Source organism: Paraburkholderia bannensis NBRC 103871, assembly GCF_000685015.1.
GTDB lineage: Bacteria > Pseudomonadota > Gammaproteobacteria > Burkholderiales > Burkholderiaceae > Paraburkholderia > Paraburkholderia bannensis.
This window is the reverse complement of the sequence record NZ_BAYA01000053.1, coordinates 24,877-34,919: the sequence shown is the minus strand read 5'-3', so window position 1 is coordinate 34,919 and position 10,043 is coordinate 24,877. Positions and strand designations below refer to the sequence as shown.

7 protein-coding genes are annotated in these 10,043 nt (G+C 63.5%); 4 read left to right on the top strand and 3 right to left on the bottom strand.

The genetic code is table 11. The features are described from left to right. Window positions 1-32 precede the first annotated feature (32 nt). The gene (locus BBA01S_RS37715) at window positions 33-1,412 is read right to left on the bottom strand and encodes an aspartate aminotransferase family protein (RefSeq protein WP_027820923.1); all 1,380 of its coding nucleotides are present in this window, start codon (window positions 1,410-1,412) and stop codon (window positions 33-35) included. Window positions 1,413-1,693: 281 nt separating this feature from the next. Between BBA01S_RS37715 and BBA01S_RS37710 the strand changes: the two genes are divergently transcribed. Continuing rightward, window positions 1,694-2,776 carry a tartrate dehydrogenase gene (locus BBA01S_RS37710; protein ID WP_027820922.1) on the top strand — a complete coding sequence of 361 codons (1,083 nt, stop codon included), beginning with the start codon at window positions 1,694-1,696 and terminating at the stop codon, window positions 2,774-2,776. A gap of 73 nt (window positions 2,777-2,849) precedes the next feature. Here BBA01S_RS37710 and BBA01S_RS37705 read toward each other — a convergent pair whose 3' ends face one another. Continuing rightward, the gene (locus BBA01S_RS37705) at window positions 2,850-3,620 is read right to left on the bottom strand and encodes a GntR family transcriptional regulator (RefSeq protein ID WP_027820921.1); all 771 of its coding nucleotides are present in this window, start codon (window positions 3,618-3,620) and stop codon (window positions 2,850-2,852) included. A gap of 155 nt (window positions 3,621-3,775) precedes the next feature. Here BBA01S_RS37705 and BBA01S_RS37700 point away from each other — a divergent pair, with 155 nt between their 5' ends. After that, entirely contained in the window at window positions 3,776-5,146 is a 1,371-nt protein-coding gene (locus BBA01S_RS37700) for a class-II fumarase/aspartase family protein (RefSeq protein ID WP_027820920.1), read from the top strand. Window positions 5,147-5,271: 125 nt separating this feature from the next. Next, on the top strand, window positions 5,272-6,564 hold the full coding sequence (locus BBA01S_RS44660) for a cation:dicarboxylate symporter family transporter (protein WP_245641718.1): 1,293 nt from the start codon (window positions 5,272-5,274) through the stop codon (window positions 6,562-6,564). A gap of 51 nt (window positions 6,565-6,615) precedes the next feature. Here BBA01S_RS44660 and BBA01S_RS37690 read toward each other — a convergent pair whose 3' ends face one another. Then, window positions 6,616-6,876 (bottom strand): DUF2171 domain-containing protein, encoded by a 261-nt coding sequence (locus BBA01S_RS37690; RefSeq protein WP_027820919.1) that lies wholly within the window; start codon window positions 6,874-6,876, stop codon window positions 6,616-6,618. Window positions 6,877-7,189: 313 nt separating this feature from the next. On the opposite strand from BBA01S_RS37690, the gene BBA01S_RS37685 reads away from it, so the two are divergent. Beyond that, window positions 7,190-9,862, top strand: coding sequence for an excinuclease ABC subunit UvrA (locus BBA01S_RS37685; RefSeq protein ID WP_027820918.1), 2,673 nt, complete (start codon window positions 7,190-7,192; stop codon window positions 9,860-9,862). The last annotated feature ends 181 nt before the right edge of the window (window positions 9,863-10,043 follow it).

The following is a 10,043-nucleotide window of genomic DNA, read 5'->3' as shown; positions in this document are numbered from 1 at the left end:
CCTTCTAAGGACGCGTGAATGGCGTGACGAATTTACGCGAGCGCCGCGCGCACTTCGCGATCTTCCAGCACGTCGTCCAGCGTGCGCTTCAAGCGCGTGAACAGTTGCTCGAATTCCGCTTCGCCATAGCAGAGCGCGGGCGCGAAGCCGAGAATATTGTCGCCGAAAGCACGAAACACCAGGCGATTGCGATACGCCGCTGCCGCGATGCGATCGGAAAGCTTGAGCGACGCGTCGAAGCGCGCACGCGTGGTTTTGTTCGCGACGAGTTCGAGTGCGCCCAGCAGGCCGCGATGACGCGAATCGCCGACGAGCGGATGATCGAGCAGCGCATCGAGCCCGGCGGCAAAACGTGGCGCGAGCGCCTGCGCATTGGCGAGCAGGCCGCCTTCGTGATAGAGGCGCAGCACTTCCAGGCCGATCGCAGCGCTCACGGGATGCGCCGAATACGTCTGGCCGTGACCGACGATGGCCGTATCGCTTTTGTCGCCCGCAATGCCCTGGTAGACCGCGTCGGACATGAGCACCGCGCCCATCGGCGCGTAGCCGGAGGTGAGGCCCTTTGCGACCGTCATCAAGTCCGGTTCCACGTCTTCGGCTTCGCAGGCGAACAGCGGGCCGGTGCGGCCAAAGCCGGTAATGACTTCGTCGGCGACGAACAGGATATCGAGGCGGCGGCACGCGTCGCGCATCGCCTTAAGCCAGCCGCGCGGCGGCACGATCACGCCGCCGGAACCTTGAATCGGCTCGCAGAAAAATGCGGCCACGTTATCGGCGCCAAGTTGCGCGACCTTCGCTTCGAGCGCGGCGACCGACGCGGCGATAAGCGCTGCATCGTCGGCGCCGTCTTCGCGGCGGTACGCGTAAGGCGAGGGCAGATGATGCTGGTTCGGCAGCGGCAGATCGAAGTGGCGATGAAACGCGGGCAATGCGGTCAGGCCCGCGCCGACCGATGACGAGCCGTGATAACCGCGTTCAAGCGCGATCATCTGTTTCTTCGCGGGACGTCCCGTAGCGTTGAAATAGTGCGTGATAAAACGGATGGCGGAATCCACGGCGTCCGATCCGCCCAGCGTGAAATAGACATGCTGGAGCGACGCTGGCGTGAGTTCGACGAGTTTTTTCGCCAGTTCGATCGCCGGTTCCGACGAGAAATGAAAATACGTCGTTGCATACGGCAAACGCGTCATCTGGCGCGTAGCGGCTTCGACGATGCTTTGCTGGCCGTAGCCAACATTGACGCACCAGAGGCCAGAAAAAGCATCGAGCAGTTCGTTGCCGTCGATATCGCGCAGGTACGCGCCCTGGCCCGATTCGAGTACGGTCGCGCCGCGCGTTTCATGCGCGCGGTAATTGATCACAGGGTGAATCAGGTGCTTGCGATCGGCTTCGATAAGCGGCGAATTTGACATGGCGAAACGTCCCGGTTGAGTGAGGTTGGCGATCGCTCGATACTAGCGGCAGAGCGGCCTGGATGGATGCGGAAATCGGCGCTGAAACAGCAGCTTTGCACTCTTTTCAAGGCGCGTACGGCAGCTTATGCCGAGTGCTTTTTAGCGTGTCGAAACGCTTCGCGGGCTACGATTTCGCGTCTACAATGCCGCGAGATTTCTCGTGGATTCTTGAAGTCGATGCGGTATCGATCAAGCACCCAGGCGAATGCATTTTTCATCTACGTACAGGTACGCAAACAATGAGCAAGACGTTCAGGATTGCCGCGATCGCAGGCGACGGCATTGGCCAGGAAGTGATGCCCGAGGGCGTGCGCGTGGTGCAGGCCGCAGCGGCGAGATTTGGCCTGTCGATCGAATTCACGCATTTCGACTGGGCCAGCTGCGACTACTATCTCGAACACGGCAAGATGATGCCCGACGACTGGTTCGCGACGCTCAAGGGCTTCGATGCGATTTACTTCGGCGCGGTGGGCTGGCCCGACAAGGTGCCCGATCACATCTCGCTGTGGGGCTCGCTGCTCAAATTCCGCCGCGAATTCGACCAGTACGTGAACCTGCGCCCGGTGCGCCTGCTGCCTGGCGTGCCGTGTCCGCTGGCTAACCGCAAGCCCGGCGACATCGACTTCTTTGTGGTGCGCGAAAACACCGAAGGCGAATACAGCTCGGTGGGCGGCAAGATGTTCGAAGGCACCGATCGTGAATTCGTGCTGCAGGAATCGGTGTTCACGCGTCAGGGCGTAGACCGCATCCTCAAGTACGCATTCGAACTGGCCAACCAGCGCGGCCGTAAAAAGCTCACGGCGGCGACCAAGTCGAACGGCATCTCCATCAGCATGCCGTACTGGGACGAGCGCGTAGCCGCGATGGCCGAGGCCTATCCGGACGTGAAGTGGGACAAGCAGCACATCGACATCCTGTGCGCGCGTTTCGTGCTGCAGCCGGATCGCTTCGATGTGGTGGTCGCGTCGAACCTCTTCGGCGACATTCTTTCCGACCTGGGCCCGGCGTGCACGGGCACGATCGGCCTGGCGGCATCGGCGAACCTGAATCCGGAGCGCAACTTCCCGTCGCTGTTCGAGCCGGTGCATGGTTCGGCACCCGATATTTTCGGCAAGGCGATTGCGAACCCCATCGCCATGATCTGGTCGGGCGCGATGATGCTCGACTTCCTCGGCAACGGCGACGCCCAGTTCAAGGCCGCGCACGACGCGATCATGCAGGCGATCGAAACGGTGCTGGTGGAAGGCCCGCGCACGCCGGACATGGGCGGCGTGTCGAATACTTCTGAGGTCGGCGCAGCGGTTCTCGCAGCAATGCGTTGATTGCATACGGCCGTTGCTGGGCGTCGAAGGGCACACGACGACGCCTTTAACTGCGCGCCGCGACCCCCACGGCTCAAAGCTCGGCGTCGTCTGAACGTGTCAGGCGCATCGAAATGGAAAATCGCTCGGCGGGATGTACCGTCACGGAAACCTCGAACGATTTTCCCGATGCGTCGAGATACTGACGCACGACGCGCAACGCGGCCGTGCCCGCATCGACTGCCAGGCGCGTCGCCATATCCGGCGCGAGGATTAGCGCGCTCACATCCTGGCGAATCTCCGCCACGCGCCGCCCATAGCGCGACTCGATCAGCGAACTGATCAGCGTGTCTGGTTCAGTGCGCGCCTGGTCGGCCACTTCCTGGTAAGCCGGGTCGATGTAGACGTCAGTCCAGCCCACAGGCACGGCGGGCGCCGCCCGTGCCGACGTGCGCGCAGGCTGCGCATTGCGCTCCACGCGCAGGCTCGAAATACGCAGCCAGCGCTCGCCCTCGTCGCATTGCAGGACGTTCGCAAGCGCAACGTCCGCCACCACTTCCTCCACCGACTGCACCTCGCGCAGATTCTCGCTGCCGAACTGCACCAGATCGTCCACCGAAGCGAGCGTCGGCCGGAAGCCGTTGCGCGGCTGCGCCGACTCCACGCGCGTGCCCGCATTCTTGCGACGCGAGACAAAACCAAGCTGCTGAAGCTCATGGAGCGCCGCACGGATCGTGTGGCGGCTCGTCTGGTACTGGTCGCGCAACTCCAGTTCGGTCGGCAAATAGCTGCCGACCGGGAAGCGGCCGGAGGCGATGCCCTCGGTCAGTTCGCGGGCGATTTCGGCAAAGCGGGGTCTGTTCATGACGGAAGTTTAAGGGGCGCACGTCCAGCATAGGGGTAAATCACCACTTGCTCAATATGTTCGAACATATTAGTCTAAATATGTCCGGACATATAAGGCGTCACGCCGGTTGTCCGTCCCTGAATTCCACGCTTTCTCCAGTCAGATACCGAGCCATGATCCGCAGCCAGATGCCCGCTTCCAGCACCGTCGTCGATTCCATCCTGTTTCGCGACGCCTTCGGCACCGCCAAAATGCGCGCCGTTTTCTCCGATACCGCGCTGATCCAGCGCTACATCGACGTCGAAGTCGCACTCGCAAAGGCCGAGGCGCGCTGCGGCGTGATTCCGCTCGATGCGGCCGAGGTGATCGCCCGCGAGTCGCAGATCGAGCGCATCGATTTCGACCACATGCGCGAGGAAACCGACATCGTCGGCTATCCGATCCTGCCGCTCGTGCACCAGCTCGTCGGCATGTGCGGCGAAGCGGGGCGCTACGTGCACTGGGGCGCCACGACCCAGGACATCATGGATACGGCCGTGGCGCTGCAGGTGCGCGACGCGCTCGATTCGATCGATGCCGATATCCGCGAACTGCGCGGCATTCTGGGCGACCTCGCGAAGAAGCATCGCGACACGCCCATGGCGGGCCGCACGCACTTGCAGCAGGCGCTGCCCGTGACGTTCGGGTACAAGGCGGCGATCTGGCTGGCCATGTTCGACCGCCATCAGCAGCGCATCGCGCAACTGCGTCCGCGCGTGGCCGTGGTGGAGTTCGCCGGTGCGGCGGGCACGCTCGCGTCGATCGGCGATAAAGGCTTCGAGGTGCAAAAGGCGCTCGCGCAGGAGCTGGGGCTGGGCGTGCCGGCCACGACGTGGCACGTGGCACGCGACGGTTTTGCCGAAGCCGTGAACCTGCTTGCGCTCGTGACGGGTTCGCTCGGCAAGATCGCCACCGACATCATGATCATGGCGTCCAACGAATTCGCCGAAGTCTACGAACCGTTCGTGAAAGGCCGCGGCGCGAGCAGCACGATGCCGCAAAAGCGCAATCCGATTTCGAGCGAACTGATGCTCGCGGCGGCCAAGGCCGTGCGCCAGCACGCGGGCCTGATGGTCGACGCGATGATCCAGGATTTCGAGCGCGCGACCGGCCCGTGGCACGCCGAATGGATTGCGATTCCGGAAAGCTTCATCCTCGCGTCGGGCGCGCTGCATCAAGCGAAGTTCGCGCTGGGCGGCCTGATCGTCGATACCGAGCGCATGAAGCACAACCTCGGCATCAGCAAGGGCTTGATCGTCGCCGAAGCCGCGATGATGCAGATGGCGCCGTTCACGGGCCGTCAGCAGGCCCACGATCTCGTCTACGACGCGTGCCGCACGGTGAACGAGCAGGGCGGCACGCTGGCCGACGCGCTCGCTGCGCTGCCCGCCGTCACGCAACACTTCGACCGCGCGGCCATCGACCGCATGACTGATCCGGCCAACTACCTGGGCCTCGCGCCGCAGATGGTTGACCGCGCGCTCGCGTCGTCGAGCGAGATCTGATCGCACGCATCTGGAGGAGACGCATCATGAACGACAAGATCCTCGAAGACGGGGCGAACGGCGCACACGAAGCGCATGACCCGCTTGCGCCGCGCGCGCGGCAACCGTGGTACCGGCGGCTGGGCATGCAGGTGATGATCGCGCTGGCGCTGGGCATCGCCGTGGGCCTGGTGTTTCCGGGCTTTGCAGCACAGTTGAAGGTGCTCGGCGACATCTTCCTCGCGCTCATCAAGGCGGGCGTCGCGCCGCTCGTGTTTCTCACGATCGTGCATGGCATCGCGTCGGCGGGCGATGCGCGCAGCGCGGGCCGCGTGGGCTGGCGCTCGCTCGTCTACTTCGAGGGCGTGTCGACGATTGCGCTCGCCGTGGGACTGCTCGCCGGCAATCTGTTTCAGACGGGCAAGGGCATGACCGCAATCGCTCCGCACGCGGCGACCAGCGCGGTGGCGCTCGCCAAGGCGCCGCCGCCGCAGACCTTCAGTGCCTTCGTGATGCATCTCGTGCCCGATAACTTCATCGGCGCGTTCGCGAAGGGCGAGTTGCTGCAGGTGGTCGTGCTCGCGGTGATGGTCGGCATCGGCATTCTGGCGATTCCCGAAGCGCGGCGCGTGCGTATCAGTGAAGGGCTCGATCTTGTTTCGCAGGTGCTGTTCGCGTTCATCAACGTGGTGATGAAGCTGGCTCCGCTGGGCACGTTTGGCGCAGTGGCGTTCGCGGTGGGCAGCAATGGGACGGCGGTGCTGATTGCGCTTGCGCAACTCGTGCTGAGCTTCTATGCGGTGATCGCGCTGTTCGTGCTGGTCGTGATGGGAGCGATTGCGAAGCTCGCGGGCTTCAGCATGTGGCGCTTTCTCCGCTATATCAAGGACGAAATCCTGATCGTGCTGGGCACCGCCTCGTCGGAAAGCGCGTTGCCGCGACTGCTCGTCAAGCTCGAACGCCTGGGCTGCGCGAAGCAGACGGTCGGCCTCGTGCTGCCGACGGGTTATGCGTTCAACCTCGACGGCACGTCGATTTTCATGTCGATGGGCGTGCTCTTCATTGCGCACGCGTACAACGTGCCGCTGACCTTCGAGCATCAGCTCGGCATTCTGCTGCTGATGCTGCTCACGTCGAAGGGCGCGGCGACAGTGTCCGGCGGCTCGTTTGTGGTGTTCGCGGCGACCGTCGCTTCGACGGGCGTGCTGCCGGTCGAGGGCGTGGCGATCATCTTCGGCGTCTATCGCTTCATGTCGATGGCGATTGCCACCTGCAACACCATCGGCAATGCGCTGGCGACCGTGGTGGTCGCGAAGTGGTCGGGCACGTTCGATCCGCAAGTCGCCGAGGGCTGGCTAAATGCGCGGCCGGAACCCGCTGGAAACGGCGGAAAAGTCCGTCATTCCGGCGGCCAGGCGCATTGCGATCAGGCGCAGTGAAGGCTACCGATAGCCTGTCCGTGAGTGTCCAGCTCGCCACGAGCAATGTGGTCAACCAGGGCCACCGCCTGACCTTTCGTCGTCGACGAGCGCTATAGCGGCATCTGCACTGAGGGAAAGACGCACCTTCTCGCCTTCGACACCGGCCACGAGGCTCATGTCGATGTAGTGATGGTGCTTCTTGTGCTTTCCGAAGCCGTCGCCGCGTACCAGCTTGATGCGACTTCCCTCGACGCTGTCGACGGTGCCGATGAACACGCCATCTGCACCGACAACCTCCATGCTTTCCCTTACATCTGCATTGCCACTCATCGCAACCTCCATTGACGTTCAGTGAACGGACTCAGCGACACAATAACCAGTCTGGCGTTCGCGCATTTCGCATGATAGGTCGAAAGGAAAGCCATCGAGCGCGAACACGTCGCGCTCCTCGCGCACTGAATCTGTTCAATAAGGCCCGGCGCCCAGTCCCGATGCGCCTGTACAGGATTGTCGATATGCTGAAGCCGCACGTGGCCGAAGCGCCAGGCGTGAGCCGATAGTTAATATCTGAAGAATCGCGTTGGCGCGTTCCCTGTGGTCGTCTACCTTGTACGGCCACAGCCCATCGAATGGAAAGTGCGAAGTGTCCCCAAAGTCCTCGAATGAGTTTTCCCAAAACGCTGCGACCAATGGCTTCGTGGAAGTGCGTGGCGCGCGCGAGCATAACCTCAAGGACGTGGACGTCTCTATCCCGCGCAACGCGCTCGTCGTGTTCTCGGGCGTCTCGGGTTCCGGCAAATCCTCGCTGGCTTTCGGCACCATCTATGCCGAGGCGCAGCGGCGCTACTTCGAATCGGTAGCGCCGTACGCGCGCCGCCTGATCGACCAGGTGGGCGTGCCGGACGTGGATGCCATTGACGGCCTGCCGCCCGCGGTGGCGCTGCAACAACAACGTGGCGCCAGCAACGCGCGCTCGTCCGTGGGCAGCGTGACGACCCTCTCCAGTCTCGTACGCATGATGTATTCGCGCGCGGGCGCCTATCCGGCGAACCAGCCGATGCTGTATGCCGAGGACTTCTCGCCCAACACGCCGCAAGGCGCATGCGCGACCTGTCATGGCATGGGCCGCGTGTATGAGGTGACCGAAGCGACCATGGTGCCCGATCCATCGTTGAGCATCCGCGAGCGGGCTATCGCTTCCTGGCCGCCGGCCTGGCATGGGCAGAACCTGCGCGACATTCTGGTCACGCTGGGCTATGACGTCGACCGGCCCTGGAAGGAGTTGCCGAAGAAAGACCGCGACTGGATTCTGTTCACCGAGGAGACGCCCACTGTGCCGGTGTATGCGGGTCTATCGCCTGCTGAAACTCGCCTCGCCCTCAAACGCAAGCTCGAACCGAGCTACATGGGCACCTTCACCGGCGCGCGTCGTTATGTACTGCATACCTTCGCCAACACGCAAAGCGCGCTGATGAGAAAGCGCGTGTCCCGCTTCATGGAAGGCATGTTGTGCCCCGTTTGCCACGGCAAGCGACTCAAACCCGAAGCACTGTCGGTGACATTTGCAGGCGTGGATATCGGCGAATTCTCGCAGATGCCGCTGGATCGGTTGGCCAGCCTGCTCGAACCGATCGCACAGGGCGACTTCAGCGCCCATTGCGCCGGAGCCGCCACCGACAGGGAAGCGACCCAGCGCGACCGCGCCGAACGCGCAACAGCGGGGCGCGCCACGCACGCGATCACACCGGACGTGCGCCGCACTTCCGCGTTGTCGGCGGAGAAGCGCATGGCCGCCCAGCGCCTGGCCGAAGGCGTGGTTGCACGGTTGCGCCAGTTGCGCGGGCTAGGCCTCGGTTACCTGACGCTGGATCGCGCTACGCCAACGCTCTCAGCGGGTGAGCTGCAGCGGCTTCGACTGGCCACCCAGCTGAGTTCGATGCTTTTCGGCGTCGTGTACGTACTCGACGAGCCATCGGCGGGCCTGCACCCTACGGACAGCCATGCCCTGTATGACGCGCTCGACAAGTTGCGCGACGCAGGCAATTCGGTGTTCGTGGTCGAACACGACCTCGACCTGATGCGCCGTGCGCAATGGCTGGTCGACGTGGGCCCCGATGCCGGGGAGGGTGGCGGCCGCGTGCTCTACAGTGGCGCGCCCGAAGGCCTGCGCGCGATCGCGCAATCCCGCACCGCACGCTATCTGTTCGACGAGATTCCCGCGCCACCCAGCCGCAATCGCGTTCCCGCTGGATGGCTCGAACTGCAGGGGATTGAACGCCACAATCTGCACGGCGTGGATGCGCGCATTCCGTTGGGCGTATTGACCGCGGTCACCGGCATCTCCGGCTCCGGCAAGTCCAGCCTCTTCGCGCAAGCGCTGCCCGAACTCGTGCTATTGCATCTGGGCCACGAACCCGAGGACGATTCGTCCGAAGGTACGAGCGAGGGGCCCGCAGTGATCGAAACCACCGGCGGCCACCTGGCCGGCGACGTGGAGGCGGTGCAGCGCCTCGTGCAGGTCAACCAGAAGCCAATCGGCCGCACGCCACGCTCTAACCTCGCCACCTATACCGGCCTGTTCGATCACGTACGCAAGCTGTTCGCCGCCACGCCCGATGCACGCCGCCGCCGCTTCGACGCGGGCCGCTTCTCGTTCAACGTGGCCAAGGGCCGCTGCGAAACCTGCGAGGGAGAAGGGTTCGTGAGCGTGGAACTGCTCTTCATGCCCAGCGTGTATGCGCCTTGCCCGACATGCCACGGGGCACGCTACAACGAAAGCACGCTGAAGGTTCTCTGGAACGGTCGCAACATCGCCGAGGTACTCCAGATGAGCGTGGACGAAGCCCGCGAGTTTTTCGCCAACGAAGACGCCGTGGCGCGCCCGCTGCAACTGCTGCAGGAAATCGGGCTGGGATACCTGCGCCTGGGACAGCCCGCCACCGAGCTTTCCGGAGGCGAAGCGCAGCGCATCAAGCTGGCGACCGAGCTGCAGCGTAGCCAGCGCGGCCGCAACCTGTATGTGCTCGACGAGCCGTCTACGGGTCTGCATGCAGCGGACGCCGATCGCTTGCTCGTGCAGTTGCAGCGTCTCGTCGACGCGGGCAATACGGTCGTCATGATCGAGCATGACATGCGTGCAGTGGCACAAGCCGATTGGGTGATTGATGTGGGCCCGGGCGCGGGCGAAGCAGGCGGGCGCGTGGTGGCGACCGGCACGCCACAACAGGTGGCAAAAGCGTCCGGCAGCCGAACCGCACCTTTTATTGCGCGGGAACTGGCGCAGAGCGAACCGGCGTTGCCGGATCAACATGGCTGACAAAATCGCTCGCGTTATCGACGGCGCAACCAACAATCCGATACTTCGTATCGGATGATTTGTGCTCGATCTGCCATACGATATTGGGAATCGGATCGACGGCACGCATTCGCGATTTTTCTCATCCTGTTTAGATGTACGATTGTTGCAGTCCGCGCAAAAGACATCCTGTTGTGCAGAC

Bases quoted from the DNA above. Each gene is read 5' to 3' on its own strand.
- BBA01S_RS37715 (WP_027820923.1), bottom strand. From the start codon at position 1,412: ATGTCAAATTCGCCGCTTATCGAAGCCGATCGCAAGCACCTGATTCAC.
- BBA01S_RS37710 (WP_027820922.1), top strand. From the start codon at position 1,694: ATGAGCAAGACGTTCAGGATTGCCGCGATCGCAGGCGACGGCATTGGC.
- BBA01S_RS37705 (WP_027820921.1), bottom strand. From the start codon at position 3,620: ATGAACAGACCCCGCTTTGCCGAAATCGCCCGCGAACTGACCGAGGGC.
- BBA01S_RS37700 (WP_027820920.1), top strand. From the start codon at position 3,776: ATGATCCGCAGCCAGATGCCCGCTTCCAGCACCGTCGTCGATTCCATC.
- BBA01S_RS44660 (WP_245641718.1), top strand. From the start codon at position 5,272: ATGCAGGTGATGATCGCGCTGGCGCTGGGCATCGCCGTGGGCCTGGTG.
- BBA01S_RS37690 (WP_027820919.1), bottom strand. From the start codon at position 6,876: ATGAGTGGCAATGCAGATGTAAGGGAAAGCATGGAGGTTGTCGGTGCA.